Annotated in this window: 22 protein-coding genes and 1 tRNA gene; 18 read left to right on the forward strand and 5 right to left on the reverse strand. The window is 67.4% G+C overall.

Features of this window, described 5'->3' with window-relative positions:
* Positions 1-4 precede the first annotated feature (4 nt).
* Genes ACLHIH_RS02635 through ACLHIH_RS02645 form a run of 3 tightly spaced genes read left to right on the forward strand, consistent with a single transcriptional unit; the run spans position 5 to position 3277 of the window.
* Complete coding sequence (locus ACLHIH_RS02635; RefSeq protein WP_411315157.1) at positions 5-1036, forward strand: permease; 1032 nt, start codon at positions 5-7, stop codon at positions 1034-1036.
* Positions 1026-1886: a TIGR03943 family putative permease subunit gene (locus ACLHIH_RS02640; RefSeq protein ID WP_411315158.1), complete on the forward strand. Its 861-nt coding sequence runs from the start codon at positions 1026-1028 to the stop codon at positions 1884-1886. Before ACLHIH_RS02635 ends, ACLHIH_RS02640 begins: the two co-directional genes overlap by 11 nt.
* Positions 1886-3277, forward strand: a complete 1392-nt coding sequence (locus ACLHIH_RS02645) for a hypothetical protein (RefSeq protein WP_411315159.1) — start codon at positions 1886-1888, stop codon at positions 3275-3277. Before ACLHIH_RS02640 ends, ACLHIH_RS02645 begins: the two co-directional genes overlap by 1 nt.
* Positions 3278-3290: 13 nt before the next feature.
* Here ACLHIH_RS02645 and ACLHIH_RS02650 read toward each other — a convergent pair whose 3' ends face one another.
* Positions 3291-3563 carry a DUF4031 domain-containing protein gene (locus tag ACLHIH_RS02650; RefSeq protein ID WP_411315160.1) on the reverse strand — a complete coding sequence of 91 codons (273 nt, stop codon included), beginning with the start codon at positions 3561-3563 and terminating at the stop codon, positions 3291-3293.
* Positions 3564-3748: 185 nt separating this feature from the next.
* Between ACLHIH_RS02650 and rplU the strand changes: the two genes are divergently transcribed.
* The 13 genes from rplU (at position 3749) to ACLHIH_RS02715 (ending at position 14952) form a co-directional block, all read left to right on the forward strand.
* Complete coding sequence (gene rplU, locus ACLHIH_RS02655; RefSeq protein ID WP_411315161.1) at positions 3749-4057, forward strand: 50S ribosomal protein L21; 309 nt, start codon at positions 3749-3751, stop codon at positions 4055-4057.
* A 35-nt stretch (positions 4058-4092) separates the two neighbouring features.
* Positions 4093-4350, forward strand: a complete 258-nt coding sequence (gene rpmA / locus ACLHIH_RS02660; protein WP_411315162.1) for a 50S ribosomal protein L27 — start codon at positions 4093-4095, stop codon at positions 4348-4350.
* Between the two features lie 149 nt (positions 4351-4499).
* Positions 4500-6137, forward strand: coding sequence for a GTPase ObgE (gene obgE / locus ACLHIH_RS02665; protein WP_411315163.1), 1638 nt, complete (start codon positions 4500-4502; stop codon positions 6135-6137).
* Positions 6138-6182: 45 nt separating this feature from the next.
* Positions 6183-6953, forward strand: a complete 771-nt coding sequence (proB, locus tag ACLHIH_RS02670) for a glutamate 5-kinase (protein ID WP_411316295.1) — start codon at positions 6183-6185, stop codon at positions 6951-6953.
* A gap of 28 nt (positions 6954-6981) precedes the next feature.
* A complete protein-coding gene (locus tag ACLHIH_RS02675; protein WP_411315164.1) occupies positions 6982-8250 on the forward strand; it encodes a glutamate-5-semialdehyde dehydrogenase in 1269 nt (422 codons plus the stop codon).
* Positions 8251-8338: 88 nt separating this feature from the next.
* A complete protein-coding gene (locus tag ACLHIH_RS02680; protein ID WP_411315165.1) occupies positions 8339-8566 on the forward strand; it encodes a hypothetical protein in 228 nt (75 codons plus the stop codon).
* Between the two features lie 8 nt (positions 8567-8574).
* Positions 8575-9177, forward strand: coding sequence for a nicotinate-nucleotide adenylyltransferase (gene nadD, locus ACLHIH_RS02685; protein WP_411315166.1), 603 nt, complete (start codon positions 8575-8577; stop codon positions 9175-9177).
* On the forward strand, positions 9174-10775 hold the full coding sequence (locus ACLHIH_RS02690) for a hypothetical protein (protein ID WP_411315167.1): 1602 nt from the start codon (positions 9174-9176) through the stop codon (positions 10773-10775). Before nadD ends, ACLHIH_RS02690 begins: the two co-directional genes overlap by 4 nt.
* 39 nt (positions 10776-10814) lie before the next feature.
* The gene (gene rsfS / locus ACLHIH_RS02695; RefSeq protein ID WP_411315168.1) at positions 10815-11192 is read left to right on the forward strand and encodes a ribosome silencing factor; all 378 of its coding nucleotides are present in this window, start codon (positions 10815-10817) and stop codon (positions 11190-11192) included.
* A gap of 30 nt (positions 11193-11222) precedes the next feature.
* A complete protein-coding gene (locus ACLHIH_RS02700; protein ID WP_411315169.1) occupies positions 11223-12239 on the forward strand; it encodes a hypothetical protein in 1017 nt (338 codons plus the stop codon).
* A gap of 109 nt (positions 12240-12348) precedes the next feature.
* The gene (locus tag ACLHIH_RS02705) at positions 12349-13341 is read left to right on the forward strand and encodes a methionine ABC transporter ATP-binding protein (protein ID WP_411315170.1); all 993 of its coding nucleotides are present in this window, start codon (positions 12349-12351) and stop codon (positions 13339-13341) included.
* Positions 13338-14144, forward strand: coding sequence for a methionine ABC transporter permease (locus tag ACLHIH_RS02710; RefSeq protein ID WP_411315171.1), 807 nt, complete (start codon positions 13338-13340; stop codon positions 14142-14144). Before ACLHIH_RS02705 ends, ACLHIH_RS02710 begins: the two co-directional genes overlap by 4 nt.
* Positions 14119-14952: a MetQ/NlpA family ABC transporter substrate-binding protein gene (locus tag ACLHIH_RS02715; protein ID WP_411315172.1), complete on the forward strand. Its 834-nt coding sequence runs from the start codon at positions 14119-14121 to the stop codon at positions 14950-14952. Before ACLHIH_RS02710 ends, ACLHIH_RS02715 begins: the two co-directional genes overlap by 26 nt.
* On the opposite strand, the gene ACLHIH_RS02720 is transcribed toward ACLHIH_RS02715, so the two are convergent.
* Positions 14909-15496 carry an antibiotic biosynthesis monooxygenase gene (locus ACLHIH_RS02720; RefSeq protein WP_411315173.1) on the reverse strand — a complete coding sequence of 196 codons (588 nt, stop codon included), beginning with the start codon at positions 15494-15496 and terminating at the stop codon, positions 14909-14911. The genes ACLHIH_RS02715 and ACLHIH_RS02720 overlap by 44 nt on opposite strands.
* Positions 15497-15588: 92 nt before the next feature.
* Between ACLHIH_RS02720 and ACLHIH_RS02725 the strand changes: the two genes are divergently transcribed.
* Positions 15589-15665 (forward strand) — tRNA-Ala (locus tag ACLHIH_RS02725).
* 118 nt (positions 15666-15783) lie between these two features.
* Here the strand turns inward: ACLHIH_RS02725 and ACLHIH_RS02730 are convergent.
* The 3 genes from ACLHIH_RS02730 to ACLHIH_RS02740 all read right to left on the reverse strand — a co-directional run bounded on the left by ACLHIH_RS02730 (position 15784) and on the right by ACLHIH_RS02740 (position 16746).
* Positions 15784-15945 carry a hypothetical protein gene (locus tag ACLHIH_RS02730; protein WP_411315174.1) on the reverse strand — a complete coding sequence of 54 codons (162 nt, stop codon included), beginning with the start codon at positions 15943-15945 and terminating at the stop codon, positions 15784-15786.
* A 77-nt stretch (positions 15946-16022) separates the two neighbouring features.
* Complete coding sequence (locus ACLHIH_RS02735) at positions 16023-16325, reverse strand: hypothetical protein (protein ID WP_411315175.1); 303 nt, start codon at positions 16323-16325, stop codon at positions 16023-16025.
* Positions 16326-16428: 103 nt separating this feature from the next.
* A complete protein-coding gene (locus ACLHIH_RS02740) occupies positions 16429-16746 on the reverse strand; it encodes an ATP-dependent DNA ligase (RefSeq protein ID WP_411315176.1) in 318 nt (105 codons plus the stop codon).
* A gap of 199 nt (positions 16747-16945) precedes the next feature.
* Here ACLHIH_RS02740 and ACLHIH_RS02745 point away from each other — a divergent pair, with 199 nt between their 5' ends.
* Positions 16946-17329 carry a hypothetical protein gene (locus tag ACLHIH_RS02745; protein ID WP_411315177.1) on the forward strand — a complete coding sequence of 128 codons (384 nt, stop codon included), beginning with the start codon at positions 16946-16948 and terminating at the stop codon, positions 17327-17329.
* Positions 17330-17336: the final 7 nt, after the last annotated feature.

Consider the following 17336-nt stretch of genomic DNA (forward strand, 5'->3'; position numbering starts at 1 on the left):
CGCGATGGCTATTCGGGATCTCGAGCGCACGCGTCCGCAACGACGGATCGGTGTGCCGACGATCGTCGGTCTCACGATCGGCGTCGTGGGGATCATCGGACTCTTCGTCCTCCGGTCCGTGTCGACGGCGGTCGTCGACCCGAATCTGCCGAACGTCTTCCAAGATCTCCTGACGCTCACGTACAGCGTCATCATCGAGTCGCTGCCCTTCGTCATTCTCGGCATCGTGCTCTCGATCGTCGTGCAGATCTGGGTGCCGGACCGGTGGATCGTGCGGGTGATCCCGCAGAATCCCGTGCTCAGACGCATCGCCATCTCGTTCCTCGGCATGTTCCTCCCGGTGTGCGAGTGTGGAAACCTGCCCCTCGCGCGGGGACTCGTGCTCAAGGGCTTCACGGTGTCCGACTCGATGACGTTCCTCATCGCGGCACCCATTCTGAACCCGATCACGATCATCACGACCCACCAGGCCTTCGGGTTCGACGACGGCATCCTCGTCGCGCGCCTTCTCGGTGGTTTCGCGATCGCACAGCTGATCGGCTGGCTCTACAGCAAGCACCCCGATCCCGACAGCCTCCTGACCGATTCGTTCGCCGCGGAGTGCGCGATCGCCGACGCCGAGGAGGCGCGAGGGTCGCGCGTGGGCAAGAGCGTCGAGCTCTTCGTGCGCGAGGCCGGGGTGATCATGCCCGCGCTCTTCATCGGCGCCGTGCTCGCGGGGCTCGTGCAGGTCATCGTGCCCCGATCGGTGCTCGTGGCGCTCGGCAGCAACCCGCTGTGGTCGATCCTCGCGATGATGGTTCTCGCCTTCGTCATCTCGGTGTGTTCCAACGTCGACGCCTTCTTCATCCTCCCGTTCGCGACGACCTTCATGCCGGGCTCCATCGCGACATTCCTCATCTTCGGTCCCATCGTCGACATCAAGATGCTCACGATGATGCGGACGACCTTCTCGACGAAGACCCTCGTGCAATTGACGACCGTCGTCGCTCTCGTGAGTGCGGCGATAGGACTGGTGGTGAACTATGTGGCGTGACCTCGCGCGCTGGCACGGTCTGGCGCTCATCGCGGTGACGATCGTCGTCTCGCTGTGGCTCGCGACGACGGGTCAGCTGATCTTCTACATCCACCCGCGCTACGTCGTCTTCACCGTCACGATGGCCCTCATCGGTTTGGCGTTCGTGATCGCGAGCTTCACGCGGATCGGGCGTGACGGGGACGGCCACACTCACGCTCATTCGCACGAGCACGGCCTCCCGGAACTCGGTATCGCGGGGCTCGAGAACGTCGAGAGCAGCTCTCACGGGGACCCCGAGGCCGGATCGATGCGGCCTCGGTCCTCGCGTCGGCGTCGCTCCGTCGCGGCAATCACGGGCGTCGGCACGTTCGTCACGCTCGCCCTCGCGGCGACCCTGATCGTGCTGCCGCCCGCGACCCTCTCGTCGGCCACAGCGAGCCAGCGCGAGATCAACAGCTCCGGAGTCGACACCTCGACCGAGCTTCTCGACGACGCCGAGGACTCGAGCGCGAGCGTCGCCTCGTTCACGGTGCTCGATTGGGCGTCGATCCTCAGGCAGACGAGCGACCCGGCGTTCTACGCGGGCAAGACCGCCGAGGTCGTCGGATTCGTGACGGAAGACGCCGACGACCCCGACAACGTGTTCTACGTGTCGAGATTCATCATCACGTGCTGTGCCGTCGACGCTCAGCCCATCGGTGTGCCCGTGTACCTCGAGAATTGGAAGAGCGAGCTCGCGATCGACCAGTGGGTCACGGTGACGGGGGAGTTCGAGATCAACCCGAGCCCCTCGAGCAGCGAGTCCGTGGCTCTCGTCCCCGTCGAGGTCGTGCCGACCGACCAACCGAGCGAGCCCTACCTGTTCTGATGATCCGTTCTCTCACCGCGACGCCGTTCGGGCGGGCGCTCGCCTTCACCGTGGCCGGGCTCCTCGTCGTGTGCGCGATCCTCGTCGGGCTCACGCTCCTGCAGGGGCCCAAACTCTCCGAGGTCCAGTTCGACGCCGACGCCGCGGTCTCGACCTCGGACACCCAGTTGCGGATGTTCGCGAACCAGGCCGTCTCGGAGGTCGACGAGCAGCAGGTGACCATCACGCCCGCCGCGGAGTTCACGGTCGTGACGAGCAACGACATCGTCGTCGTGCAGTTCACCGACCGCTTGCGTTTCGGCACCGACTACACGGTCACCGTCGCGGGGGTCACGAGCCTGTATCAGGATCGTCCGTCGGTGTTCCGGCACTCGTTCGCCACGGCACCCGCCGAGATCCACTTTCTGGACCGCGCCGATCCGTCCGTCGATCCCGAGGGTCTCGACCGGATCATCCGTGCCTCTCCCACGGGCTCGGATCGCGAGGTCGTGTGGGAGGGGCGCCAGATCCACGATTTCGCGATGTTCGACGACATCCTCGCCGTGGCGACGATCGCCGAGGGAGGGTCGAGCGCACTCACGCTCGTGAGCCTCGTCGACGGCTCCACCGAAAGAATCGTGCTTCCGGGAACGGGCATCGTCGGCGAGCTCGTCTCGGCGGGTGTGGGATACCTCGGGTTCACCTTCACGAGTGCGATCGATGACGCCGACCAGGAGTTCCAGCAGACCCTCTTCACGATCGACCTCGAGGGCTCGCATCTGCCGGCCGCTGTTCCCGGCCTCGACGGCGATCCGATCGAAGTGCTCTCGTGGTTCGCTCTTCCGACCGCCGGCGAGGCGGTCGTTCAGGCGATCGACGAGTCGGTCTTCCTCATTGATTTCTCGGGCGATGTCCCGGCGACTCCCATCGGCAGCTTCGTCGACCTCACGAGCGCGTCGCTCAACGGCGACGTCCTCGTCGTCGGCGACGTCTTCGGGCCCATCGCCCTCACGCTCGAAGACCGGTCCGAACAGCGCCTCGAGAGCACTCCCGTCGACGGGGCCATCCCGTTCGTCGGTGACGTGCAGTTGCTCGACTCCGACCTCACGCGCGTGCAGCAGATTGCCGTGCCCGATGCGGAGTCGACGAGCTTCGCGACCTCGCTCGTGGTCGACACCGGCTCGGAGTCGCGGACGCTCTACGAGAGCCCCGACGGCGCGGGGAGCGTCGAGGAGTTCACGGTGTCGCCGAACGGCCAGTATGTCGCCGTCACGACGGTCGCCGACGTCGCCTCGAGTACGACCGACGGCTACGAGATCGCCCCGAGACCGACGACCGTGTCGACGGTCTTCGTCGACGTCGCGACGGGGGCCGCGCTCGGGAGCGTCGACGGCTTCGATGTGCGGTGGTGACTTCCGCACCCGCTCAGAGTGCGCGTCGTTGCTTCTGAGACACACGGAGCCCGCTCGCCGCGAGCCTCGTCACGAGCTCCCGATTGCTCACAGCGACGGCGCCGAGCTCGATGAGGTCGCGCACCCGGTGCTCGGGGACGTCGTAGTGGTCGAGGTCGAACGACCGGCGCGGGAGCGAGGCTCGGCGGGCGAACGAGTGCAGTTCGTCGAGGGATTCGTCGCTCACGAGATGCGCCCAGTGGGTGTCGTGCGCCGGCCACAGGGGAGCGTCGATGAGCACAGTCATGGCGAGAGTCTAGGCAGGCCGTCACGATCGCCTCGCGCCACGCCGGGACTGGTTTGACCGCGTGCGCGCCGATCGAGTATCGTGGACCCTTGGTGTGCGCCGAGTGCGATGATTTCATCCCTGGTCGCGAATCTCACCGATATCTTCTCGTCTGAATTGTCAGATCCGAATAGTTAGGGTTCCAAGTGGTTTACGCAGTTGTGCGCGCCGGTGGTCGGCAGGAAAAGGTCGAGGTCGGCACGGTCGTCGTTCTCGACCGCATCAAGGCAGACGAGAACGGCAACATCCAGCTTGCCCCCGTGCTGCTCGTCGACGGTGAGACGATCACGCACGACGCCGACGCTCTCGCGAAGATCACCGTGACCGCCGAGGTCGTCACCGACCTCCGCGGACCGAAGATCGTCATCCAGAAGTTCAAGAACAAGACCGGGTACAAGAAGCGCCAGGGGCACCGCTCCGAGCTCACCCGCGTCAAAGTCACCAGCATCAAGTAACCCGTACACGACAAGCACACAGGGGCTGACATCTCATGGCACACAAAAAGGGCGCAAGCTCCACCCGTAACGGTCGCGATTCCAACGCGCAGTACCTCGGCGTCAAGCGTTTCGGCGGCCAGGTCGTCAAGTCGGGCGAGATCATCGTCCGCCAGCGCGGAACGCACTTCCACCCCGGCGTGAACGTCGGGCGCGGCAAAGACGACACCCTCTTCGCCCTCGCGGCCGGGTCGGTCGAGTTCGGCGCCAAGGGCGGCCGCAAGGTCGTCAACATCGTCTCCGCGCAGGTCTGACCCGCGCAAGTCGGTTCTCGTCGGGCTCGTTCCGGCAGACACGTGTAGGCGAGCTTCGGCTCGCTTTCACTGTTTAACGCAGGACCCGCGGCGCATCGCCGTCGGGATTCACGATTATGGCCGCGATGCGGCGCGAAGGGAGCACGGTCATGGCTACCTTCGTCGATCGGGTCACGCTGCACCTCAAGGCGGGGCACGGCGGAAACGGCTGTGTCTCGGTCAAGCGCGAGAAGTTCAAGCCCCTCGCGGGCCCTGACGGCGGTAACGGCGGACACGGTGGCGACATCGTTCTCGTGAGCGACAGCCAGACCACGACGCTCCTCGGCTACCACCGTGCTCCGCATCGTTCGTCTCAGAACGGCGGGCCGGGCATGGGAGACCACCGGAACGGCTTCCAGGGCGAAGAGCTCGTGCTCCCCGTGCCGGTCGGCACGGTCGTGAAAGACGCCGACGGAAGCGAACTCGTCGACATGTCCGAGCCGGGCATGCGGTTCGTCGTCGCCCCCGCGGGCCAGGGTGGCCTCGGCAACAATGCGCTCGCCTCCACGAAGCGCAAAGCGCCGGGCTTCGCACTGCTCGGCACTCCGGGGTGGGACGGCGACGTCGTGCTCGAACTCAAGGTCGTCGCCGACGTCGCGCTCGTCGGGTATCCCTCGGCCGGCAAGTCGAGCCTCGTGGCTGCGATGTCGGCCGCGAAGCCCAAAATCGCCGACTATCCGTTCACGACGTTGCACCCCAACCTCGGCGTCGTGCAAGCGGGCGACACGCGCTACACCGTCGCCGACGTGCCGGGTCTCATCGAGGGCGCGAGCGAAGGCAAGGGTCTCGGGCTCGAGTTCCTGCGGCACGTCGAGCGGTGCACCGCCCTCGTGCACGTCCTCGACTGTGCGACCCTCGATCCCGGTCGCGACCCCGTATCCGACCTCGACATCATCCTCGGCGAGCTCGCGGCCTATCCCGTTCCCGAGGGTCAGATCCCGCTCGTGGACCGGCCGCAGTTCATCGCGCTCAACAAGATCGACGTGCCGGAGGGTCGCGAGCTCGCGGCCCTCGTGCGCGGTGATCTCGAGGAGCGCGGTTACCGCGTGTTCGACATCTCGAGCGTGAGCCACGAGGGATTGCGCGAGCTGTCGTTCGCCCTCGCCGAGTCCGTCGCGAGCGAGCGTCTCGCCGCCGCGGCCAAGCCAGACAAGCCGCGCATCGTCATCCGCCCGCGCGCTGTCAACGAGAGCGATTTTGTCGTCAGGGTCGAGGGGGGTTCGGGGGGCAACGTCTACCGGATCATCGGCGAGAAGCCCGAGCGCTGGGTGCAGCAGACGGACTTCACGAACGAAGAGGCCGTGGGTTTCCTCGCCGATCGTCTCGCGAAGCTCGGCGTCGAAGACGAGCTCTTCAAGTCGGGCGCGCTGGCTGGATCGACGGTCGTCATCGGGGCGGGCAACGGCATCATCTTCGATTGGGAGCCGACCCTCACCTCGACGGCGGAACTCGCCACGGCGCCGCGAGGCACCGATCCGCGGCTCGTCGACAACCAGCGCCCCACCCATAACAAGCGGCGTCAGACCTACCTCGAGCGGATGGACGCGAAGGCGGCTGCTCGCGACGAGCTCGTCGAGGAGCGTGGTGCGGGACTGTGGACCGACGACGACGGCTTCGCGGTCGAGCGTGACGGTGCCGGGCGATCGGCGGCGGAGTCCCGCGAAGATCAGCGGCGCGCCGATGCGACCGTGTCTGGCGAGACCGTGTCCGGCGACTCGGTGTCTGGCGAGTCGGCAGAGAAGGACTGACCTGTGCTCGACCGACCGACGGGCCGCGCGGCCCGGCCCGACGACGTGTCGAGGCGCGTGACGAGCGCGCGTCGCATCGTCGTGAAGGTCGGGTCGTCGTCGATCAGCGGCGTGAACGCGGGGCAGATCGCCCCCCTCGTCGACGCCCTCGCTGCGGCGCACGCTCGCGGTGCCGAGGTCGTTCTCGTGTCGTCGGGGGCCATTGCGACCGGTATCCCCTTTCTCGACCTCGACTCGCGCCCCACCGATCTGGCCACCCAGCAGGCCGCCGCGGCGGTCGGCCAGAACGTGTTGATCTACCGGTATCAAGACAGCCTCGACCGCTACGACATCGTCGCGGGTCAAGTGCTCCTGACGGCGGGGGACCTCGAGAATCCGACCCATCGCAGCAACGCCGAGCGCGCGATGGAGCGCTTGCTGGGCCTCCGCATCCTGCCGATCGTCAACGAGAACGACACCGTCGCGACCCATGAGATCCGGTTCGGAGACAACGACAGGCTCGCCGCACTCGTGAGCGATCTCATCGGAGCCGATCTGCTCGTGTTGCTGTCGGATGTCGACGCCATCTACTCGAAGCCGCCGAACGACCCCGGCGCCACGATCATCCGTCACGTCGGAGTCGACGACGACCTCTCCGACCTCGAGTTCGGTGTCGTCGACGCGGCATCGGTCGGCACGGGGGGCGCCGGCACCAAGGTGCACGCGGCGCGACTCGCTGCCTCGCACGGAACCCCGGTGCTCGTCGCGGCCACGGCCGAAGTCGCCGCGGCGCTCTCGGGTGACGACGTGGGCACCTGGTTCGACGCCGCGGAGTAGCCCCGCCTCGCGCAATACACTGGCGAGCATGTCGCAGACCGCTCTCGCCCCCACCACTCTCGACGACCGTCTCGTCGCTGCTCGCGTCGCAGCGCGTCGGCTCGCGAAGCTCACGACGCTCGAGAAGAACGCCGCCCTCGAGGCCATCGCCTCGGCGGTCGAGGGGGCGTCGGCGCGCATCCTGCCCGCCAACGAGAACGACCTCGAGCGAGGGCGGGCCTCGGGGCTCAGTGTCGCCCTGCAGGATCGTTTGCGTCTCGACGAGACGCGATTGCGTGGTCTCGCGAGCGCGGTTCGCGAGATCGTCGCGCTGCCCGATCCCGTCGGTGACGTCGTGCGCGGCGGTTCCCTCGTGAACGGCGTGTTGCTGAGCCAGGTGCGGGTGCCGTTCGGTGTCGTCGGTGCGATCTACGAGGCGCGACCGAACGTGACCGTGGATATCGCCGCACTCGCCCTCAAGAGTGGGAACGCCGTGGTGTTGAGGGGAGGGAGTGCCGCCCTCGAGAGCAATCGGATTCTCGTCGACGTCATCGGTGACGCACTCGAGTCCGTCGGCGTCCCGTCGACCGCTGTCCAGACGATCGACGACTTCGGGCGGGAGGGCGCGCACGCCCTCATGCGGGCCCGCGGGCTCGTCGACGTGCTGATTCCGCGGGGGAGTGCCGAGCTCATCCAGACGGTCGTCGACGAGTCGATCGTTCCCGTCATCGAGACCGGCGCGGGTGTCGTGCACGTCTTCGTGGATGCCTCGGCCGACGTCGAGATGGCGACGGAGATCGCCCACAACGCGAAGGTGCAGCGCCCGAGCGTGTGCAACGCCCTCGAGACCCTCCTCGTTCACGCGGACGCCGCCGATCGTGTTCTCCCGTCGGTTCTCGAGCGACTCGCGGCCTCGGGCGTCGTCATCCACGGTGACGCCCGCACACGGGAGCTGTTCCCCGACGCCCGGCCCGCGACCGAAGACGACTGGGCGACCGAATACATGTCGCTCGACCTCGCGGTGCGAGTCGTCGACGACCTCGACGCGGCGATGGACCACATCCGCCGCTACTCGACCTCCCACACCGAATCGATCGTCACCAACGACATCGGTTCGGCCGAGCGGTTCCTCGCCGAGGTGGATTCCGCCGTCGTCATGGTCAACACCTCGACACGCTTCACCGACGGTGGCGAGTTCGGATTCGGGGCGGAAGTGGGCATCTCGACGCAGAAGCTGCACGCGCGCGGACCCATGGGCCTCCCCGAGCTCACGAGCACCAAATGGATCGTGCGCGGGGCAGGACACATCCGCGGCTAGTCCGAGCCGCGTGGCGTGCGGTGCGGGAGTCCCATCCCCGGGCGGGTACGCTGGAAGTGCGCAATCGCACCGCCGATCGGAGACCTCCATGTCCTTCACTGCCTCGACGCTCACCGCCGTCGCATCCACAGCCGTCATCGCCTCCGCCGAGCACCCCGAGGGTTTCGCGATCCCGTTCCCGCCCGTCGTCTTCGCCCTCATCGCCGCGGTCGTTTTCGCCGCCCTCGGATTCGTCGTGTGGAGCTTCCGCGATGCGGCCAATCGCCACAGCCGCGGGGCTGCCGGCTCCGCCGACCACTCGCCCGAGCACCACTAGGTCGTTTCGTGGTCGACGTCGCCGGATCCCGCCCCCGCATCGGGGTGATGGGTGGCACGTTCGACCCCATCCACCACGGTCACCTCGTGGCTGCGAGCGAGGTCGCTCAGTCGTTCGGGCTCGACGAAGTGGTCTTCGTGCCGACCGGGCAGCCCTACCTCAAGAGTGTCGTGACCCCGGGTGAGCATCGCTACCTCATGACCGTCATCGCGACGGCGTCGAACCCCACCTTCACCGTCAGCAGGGTGGACATCGATCGGGAGGGCCCGACCTACACGATCGACACACTGCGCGATCTGCGTGATCAGCGGCCTGACGCCGAGCTGTTCTTCATCTCGGGCGCGGATGCGGTCGCTCAGATCATCGACTGGAAGAACTCCGCCGAACTGTTCTCGCTCGCTCACTTCGTGGCGGTCTCGCGGCCGGGACACAAGCTCAGCGTTTCGGGATTGCCCGAGCACGGCGTAAGCTTGCTCGAAGTTCCTGCGCTGTCGATATCGTCTACCGATTGTCGAAGCCGGGTGAACCGGGGATTCCCGGTGTGGTATTTGGTCCCAGACGGTGTCGTTCAGTACATCTCCAAACACCACTTGTATCGGAGCACTTCATGACAGCGTCGCAAGATCCAACGCCGTCGAGCCGCCGCAAGGCTCGCGCAGAACTGCGCGAGGGCGCGGCCGGGGCGACAACCGAAGACGAACGTGACGCGAGCGAGGAGAGCCTCCCATCGCGTCGTTCGTCGCGCGGTGGCCGACGCGTGCAGTGGGACCCCACTGACTCGGGTGCGACCGCCCCCGCGGGTTTCGTCGCCCACGCGACACCCGGCTCGACGGGTGAGGCCGAGAAGTCCGACCCCGCGGCAGCCAGCGACTCCGCAGCAGCAGGTGACGCCGCGGCCGAAAGCGTCGCCGGCGGCACTCCTGACACCCCACCCGCTCCTGTCGAGGCCACGACTCCCGTGCCCGACGAACGCACCATGACGCGTCGTGAGCTCCGCGCTCTGCGGGAGAAGGCTGCGCGTGCAGGACAGCCCGAACCTGTCGTCGTCATCGACGCGACCGGGGCGATTCAGATCATCACGGGCGGTGCCGCCGCGCCGAAGTCGCGCCCCGAGGCGGTCGCCGACGCGCCCGATCCGGAGCCGGCTCTCGACGCTGTCATCGAGGAGCCGACCGGTGAGTCGCCCGTCGAGAACGACGACGCAGACGCTGTCGCGTCGGTCGAGGCATCCGAGGTTCATATTGACGTCGTCGTCGACGAGAACGATCAGCACGACACCGGAACAGTCGACGCCGTCATCGTGGAGGAGCCTGCGCCTGCGGGCGAGCAGCGGCGCCGCGAGTCGGAGACGGTCGGTCTCGTCGAGATCCCGGCCCTCATCGAGCCCCCCACGACGGGCGCATTCTCGACCGGCGCCTTCCCGACGAGGGACACCGTCGATCGGACGACCGACGCGGACACCGACGCTCGTGGGACGGTGACCGCCGACGATGGTTCGTCCACTCGGGCCGAGTCCTCCGACGACGCGGTGCCGGCAGACGACGCGGTGCCCGCGGACGACGCGCCAAAGCCCGACGAGAGTGCGGCCGACAGCTCGAGTGACTCGTCGTCGGTCGAGCCCGAGCGCCTGACCCCGTTCGGTGCCATGTTCTTCCCTCCCGCCGGAGTGGTCGCCGCCGAACCGTCGGCGACACCGCGCGGTGTCGAGCCGTCGCAGAACCTCGGGGCGACCCCCTATCAGCAGTGGGGTGCCGCCACCGAGCCGCAACCGGTCGACGACGAGTCGTCGGCGATCCGCGCGACGGGAGTCACGACCGGAGCGATCACGACCCACGCTCTCGTGCTGCCGACAGTCCCGGAGTCGGGAGAACACCTTCTGAGCGGTCTCTCGAGCACGGGCGAGATCATCGTCACCGGCTCGGTCGATCTGCCGAGGTCGTTCGGGTCCACCGGCGCGCACCCCGTGCTCTTCGACCACCCCGAGGTCGACGCACTCATCGACGACAGCGATCGCGACGACGCGGTCGCCGAGTCGGCACCGGTTCGGGCAATCCGTGCGGTCAGCAGTGCGTCGTCGACGCGCGGTGTGATCGAGTCGCCCGTGCCGAGCAAGTCCCGCCTCCCCGTCATCGCGGGTGTCGTCGTCGCCGCTCTCGGTCTCGTCGCCGCCGTGGTCATCGTGACCGTCGTCATCCTCAACGGCCTCTGACGCCGTGCCTCTTCTCTCCCTCTCTCGTCAAAGGACCCCGTGACTGCTACTCCCCACGCTCTCGAAATGCTCGGCGTCGCCGCCCTCGCCGCCGACGGGAAGGGTGCCGAAGATCTCGTCGCCCTCGACGTATCCGGCCCGCTGCCTCTCACCGACGTGTTCCTGCTCGCGACGGGGCGCAACGAGCGCAACGTCGTCGCGATCGCGGGCGAGATCGAAGACCAGCTGATCGAGGCGGGCTCCAAGCCGCTGCGCCGGGAGGGCCGCGCCGAGGGGCGTTGGATCCTGCTCGACTTCGGTGACCTCGTGGTGCACGTCTTCCACGAGGAGGACCGGATGTACTACTCGCTCGAGCGACTGTGGAAAGACTGCCCCGCCATCCCCATACAGCTGCCCGAGCGGGCGAGCGACGACTGACCACGATCGCCGAGTGAGTCCGGATCGGTCGTGACGTTCGCACCGCTGGCCATTCCCGAGTGGCGAGGCGAGCCGGATGACGCGGCCGAGGTCGTGGCTCGCATCGACGCGTGGGTGGCGAGTGATGCCTTGCACTCCGTCGTCGCCGCTTTCGGGGGTGATGTGCCCCGGTCGGGCGGCGACGACGCACTCGGCTATCTCGACGGCTTCTCGAGTGCGCACTGGGACTTCCGCCGCGGGCGCGAGCGTGACTCGCTCGCGGCGACCGGAATCGATCCGGAGGTCACGGCCGTCGTCATGCGGGCGGCTCTCGCGCTCGGACAGTCCGGTCGCACCGTCCCGCAGCGCGGACACTACGACTCGATAGTGCTCACCGGTGGGATGGTGCGCGCGGGACTCGTCAAACCGCGATTCGTGGCGTCCCTGCTCGCGCGAGGGGTCACGGCGGACGAGATCGTCTTCCTCGGTGCCCACCGCCGCTTCAGTGCACCCGAGTCCGAGCTCGCGCGCCTGCTCGACGTCGACGGTGACGACGAGGTCGACGCGATGTCGGTGGGCATGGTGCGCGCGTTCGGCCTGGGTATCGACGAGTGCCGCGTCTCCACGGGTGGCGAGGGCACGGGTGCCTGGTCGACGATCGACTGGACGTCGCCGGAGCGGCGCTACCGGGTGGTGGCGGCGCCGTCGGCCGACCCGTCGCGGCGCGCGGACACTGCGGCGACCTTCCGGCTGTGGGGTTCGACGTGCGCGCCGGGTCGCCGCGTGCTGGTGGTCACGACACCCGTGTACGTGCCCTACCAGGCCACGGTCGCGACCGAGACGCTCGGTCTCGGTGGCGGATCGCCTGTCGAGACCGTCGGCACGGATGCCGCGGCGAACGACCTCGGGGTGCACACTCAGGAGTTCCTCGCCACGCACCACGTTCAAGAGCTGCGGTCGGCCGTGCGCGCGATGCGCTCGCTCCGAGCAGCAGCAGTAGCAGAAGCTCGGCGACCCGGGTCGTCGACCGTCGCACACGGAGAAGAGCCCCGACGCAACAATCGGTAACACGCATTTGGCGCGAGGCTCCGCACCGTGCACACTCGACGGAGTCGTCTTCCCGTAGGTCCGTCACCCGGCGCAGCGTGGCAAACCCGTCCCATCCCTCGAGGTGCCCGTGATCTCCCTCCGTTCCGTCAGCAAGACCTTCGGTGAGGGCGATTCCTCCGTCGCGGCGCTCCGCTCCGTCGACCTCGAGGTCGCGCGAGGCGAGATCTTCGGCGTCGTCGGGCAGAGCGGTGCGGGCAAGAGCACCCTCATCCGCACCGTCAATCTCCTCGAGCGCCCCGACAGCGGAACGGTCACCGTCGACGGTGTCGAGTTGACCTCGGTGGGAGTGGCCGATCTGCGCGCCGCTCGCCGCAACATCGGCATGGTCTTCCAGCACTTCAATCTCCTCGCGAGTCGAACCGTGCGAGGCAACGTCGAACTCGCGCTCGAGATCGGCGGAGCCCGCAGCGCGTCGAGACGGGCTCGTGCGGGAGAGATCCTCGACCTCGTCGGTCTCGCCTCGAAGGCGGACTCCTACCCGAGTCAACTGTCGGGAGGGCAGAAGCAGCGCGTCGGAATCGCCCGCGCGCTCGCGACCGAACCGCACGTGCTTCTGTCTGACGAGGCGACATCGGCCCTCGACCCCGAGACGACCACCTCGATCCTCGAGCTGCTGCGCACGATCAACCGCGAGCTCTCGCTCACCGTGCTCCTCATCACGCACGAGATGAACGTCGTCAAATCGGTGTGCGACTCGGCTGCCCTTCTCGAGGGTGGTCGTGTCATCGAGCAGGGGCCTCTCGTCGATCTCATCTCCGCCCCCGGATCCCGGCTCGCGCGCGACCTCTTCCCGCTCGGCGCCGTCGAGCACCGCGCCGGCGAGATCGTCGTCGACATCACCTTCAGCGGGGGCTCGGCCGACCGGCCCGTCATCGCCCAGCTCGCTCGCGATTACGGTCTCGACGTGAGCATCCTCGGAGCCGTCATCGAGACGGTGTCCGGGGCGCAGGCGGGGCGCACGCGGCTCGCCATCCCCGACGGTGACGATCGAGCGGGGGCGGCGATCGCCGACCTCCGACGCCAGGGTCTGCTCGTCGAGGTCGTGGGAGGCGCAGCATGATCGATCCTTCGGCTCCGGGCTTCTGGAGCGATCTCATCGAGGTGCTCCTGCTCGGCACCGGCCAGACCCTCTACATGGTCGCCGTCGCGCTCCTCGTGACCGTCATCGTCGGTCTTCCCCTCGGCATCGTGCTCGTGGGTACCGAGGAGGGCGGGCTGTTCGAGCGCATCGGCGGCTCGCGACTGGTTGGTCGCATCGTGAACCGTGTGCTCGACTTCGTCGTCAATCTCGGGCGGTCGGTGCCCTTCATCATCATCATGATCGCCGTCATCCCGTTCACGAGACTCATCGTCGGCACCTTCATCGGGTCGACCGCGGCGATAGTCCCCCTCTCGCTCGTCGCCATCCCGTTCTTCGCGCGCATGGTCGAGATCGCGATCAAGGAGGTCGACGGCGGACTCGTCGAAGCGGCCGAGTCCCTCGGGGCGACGCGCTGGCAGATCGTCTCGAAGGTGCTCGTGCCCGAGGCCGTGGCCCCCATGATCCTCGGCCTCTCGACGACCGTCACGTCGATCATCAACTTCTCGGCGATGGTCGGGACCGTCGCGGGAGGTGGTCTCGGAGACGTGGCCATCCGGTACGGCTACCTGCGCTACAGCGGCATCCACATGATCGCCGTCATCATCATCATCTTCGTGATCGTCATGGCGCTCCAGCAGGTGGCGACACTCTTCGCTCGCCGCTACGCCCGCCGCTCCGCCCCGCGCGACTCGAGACGCTCGCGTCGCGGATCACGATCGACCCCCACCGAACAGCTCGACCGAACAAAGGAAACCCATGCGATCACGACACCTCGCCCGTAAGCCTCTCGCTGCGACGGCCCTCGCGGCGGTCGCCATCCTCGGACTCTCGTCCTGCGCGTCAGACGCGGGCTCGGAGGGCTCCGCCGACGGAGCGACGGAGACGTTGCGTGTCGGCGCTCTCGCGACGCCCGCCGGCGACATCCTCGAGTTCGTCGCCGACACCCTCGCGGAGGACGCGGGGCTCGACGTGGAATTCGTCGAGTTCACCGACTACAACACCCCCAACATCGCCCTGAGCGACGGGTCGGTCGATGCCAACCTCTTCCAGAACACCGATTTCCTCGAGACCTACAACGAGTCGGGAGGCGGATCGCTCGTGAGTGTCGGCGAGGTCTACCTCCCGAGTGCCGCGTTCTACAGCAACACCCTCGAGAGCCTCGACGATCTCGAAGACGGCGCGAGTGTCGCGATCCCCAACGACCCGACGAACGAGGGCAGGGCGCTGCTCCTGCTCGCCGCCGAGGGCCTCATCGAGACGACCGAGAACCCCACGACTCTCGCCGACATCACCGAGAACCCCCGCAACCTCGATTTCATCGAGATCGAGAACGCGACCCTGCCCCAGGCCGTGCAGGACACGGATGCCGCGTTCGTGACCATCACGTTCGCCCTGCCCGCGGGCCTCACCGCCGACGAGGCGATCCTCATCGAGAACGCCGACAGCCCTTACGTCAACGTGCTCGCGACGACTCCCGAGCTCGAGGACGACCCGAGGATCACCGAGCTGTACGAGCTGCTCCTGGCACCGGAGACCCAGGACTTCATCAACGAGACCTGGGGCGGCCTCGTCGTTCCGGTCGACGCCTGAGCAACCAGGGCCGCAGGGCCCTCGTCACGAGGGGCATCGCGACGTAGGTCATGACGGGCGTGACGAGCACGACCGTCACGAAGACGCGGGCGATGAGCGGCCACTCGCCGGTGAGGGGTGCGAGCAGGCTGTTCGCGGCGAGGCTCAGCGGAAAGAAGACGATGAAGATGCTCACCATCTGTTTCCACCGCGGGGGAGCGGGCAGTGCGGCCGGGATGACCTCGACGGTAGACGGGTTCTCGAACCACCCCTCGATGCCCGTGCGACGCTCGATCGTCGAGTCCTCGACGATGCCGACGGCGCTCGACACCCACCAGGCGCGCTCGGGTGACTGCTCCCACGCGGTGAGGCTCGAGCTGTCGGCGAAGCGATAGAGCATGTGCCACTCGGGGGAGTGCGGGTCGGGCCTCACCCATCCCGATCCGAGATATCCCGGTGTCGCACTCAGCAGATCCTGGCCCGCTCGGGCCCACGCCGCGACCTCTTTGACGCGATCGGGCGAAACGGTGCGCTTGATCGAGATGGTGATGGGCTCGGAAGTCATTGTTCGAGTATGCCGTGCGTTCACGACCACTCCCGATGTGTAGTAATCTGCTGTAGTTGCCTTTTCGGAGCTTCTATCCGGAGGGGCGGCATGGGTCCATGGCGCAGCCTGGTAGCGCACCTGCATGGCATGCAGGGGGTCAGGGGTTCGAATCCCCTTGGATCCACCACCAACCGCCGTCGAGTATCACTCGGCGGCGGTTTTGCGTCTGCGGTCGCCGACGGCGTCTGCGGTGTTCCACGATAGGAGAAACGGCCTCGGGTGCCGTGAGGTCAGATGTCGTGATCTCAGGTGCCGAGAGCGCTGACGACAGCCCAGACGACGACACCGATGACGGTCCACAGGGCGAGAGAGAAGATCGCGGCGGCGACGATGCCCGTCACGCGATGGTGGGCCCGTCCGACGACGACGTCGACGGCCACCTCGGTGTCGTGTGTGTTGCTTCTCATGGCGAAGCCCCCGTTTCGCGAACCGTTCCCCCGGTTCACTACCGAGGATAACGGTCGCCGGCGCTACCGCCCAAATTTCACCGGCCGCGGCGTGCGTGCAGTTCGCAGAAGTGGCGCGCGACCTCCTCGAGGGACCTCATCGGAAGTGACGCGCTCGGCGAGGACATCGCCGTCGTGAAGTAGAAGTCGCCCTGACGGGCGACGAAGCCCAGGAGGGATGAGACATCCGACGGATCGACTCGCGTGTCACTCACGCGCCATTCCGTGTCGGAGAGCGCGTGGAATGCCACCGACTCGACGGTGAGAGTGGACGGCGCCGCGACGCCGATCACCCTCTGATCGCTCTGGCGGCGGAATTCGTTCGGGGCGATCGTGGACATGGCCACTCCTTCGTAGCTCGTTGTCCCTCGAGTCAACCAGCCACCCGAGCGAGCCCACCAGGGCTTGCCCCGCCGAACGGAGTGGAGTAGCGGGCCCCCGCGGTCAGGAGGATTCGCCTGCCGGGCGGTGCTCTTCGCTCAGTTGCAGTCCCTGCCCACTGTTGGCCGACGTCATGAGAGCCTCGATCCACTCGCGGTTGAGGGAGGGCATCTTGCCGCCGCTGTACTTGAAGTAGAGGGGGATCGATTCGCTCAACCAGACGGTGCTCCGCCCATCTCCCACGGCCGGATCGTCTTTCCACGAGAAGTAGAAGTTCTCGCCGCGGCGGAGTTTCGCACCGATGACGACCTGCAAGTGGGCGAGGACCCGGTCGTCGAAACCGATCTCGACACCCGACATCCCGTAGAGAAGCTTTCCCAATTGTTGGCCCTTCCGCCGAACGTCTGCCCAGTGAAAGAACAGTCGTGGGGAAGAATACCCGATGGCCCGTCACGACTGCGACGCGAGGGGCCTCAGCGCATGCGGGGCCGGAGCAAAGCCCGGACCCGTCACCGGGCGGTGGACCGTCGTACGCTGAGTGAGCAGCGGGTGACGGCATCCGCGCAGAACGGATCCGCCCATGACCGAGCTCGACCTCATCTCACACTGGACGCGTGCTCGTTGGCACATCATCGTGTCGCAGCTCGGTCCGATCGTTCTCCTGACATCGACGATCGCGTTCCTGCAGGCGGGGCTCGCCGACACCCCGCTCGTCGTGCGGCTCGCTGCGGCGGGCATCCTGCTCGCGACGGGCGTGCTCGGTGCCGCGACGCAGATCGCGGCGGCGACCGAGGGGCGCGCGGTCGTCCGCGACCTCGAACAGCTCGGGGCGGGGTCGAGTGTCGCGCGGTCGATCATCTCTCACGGACGGTGGGTCGAGATCGTGCGTGTCGTCGGCCCGATCATCTTCGTCGTGATCTTCGCGCTGCTCCTCGCGGCGCTCTTCATCCCGGGGCTCGCGTAGCCTCCGC

The sequence above is a fragment of the Marisediminicola sp. LYQ134 genome (assembly GCF_046599635.1).
In the GTDB taxonomy this organism is placed as follows: domain Bacteria; phylum Actinomycetota; class Actinomycetes; order Actinomycetales; family Microbacteriaceae; genus Marisediminicola.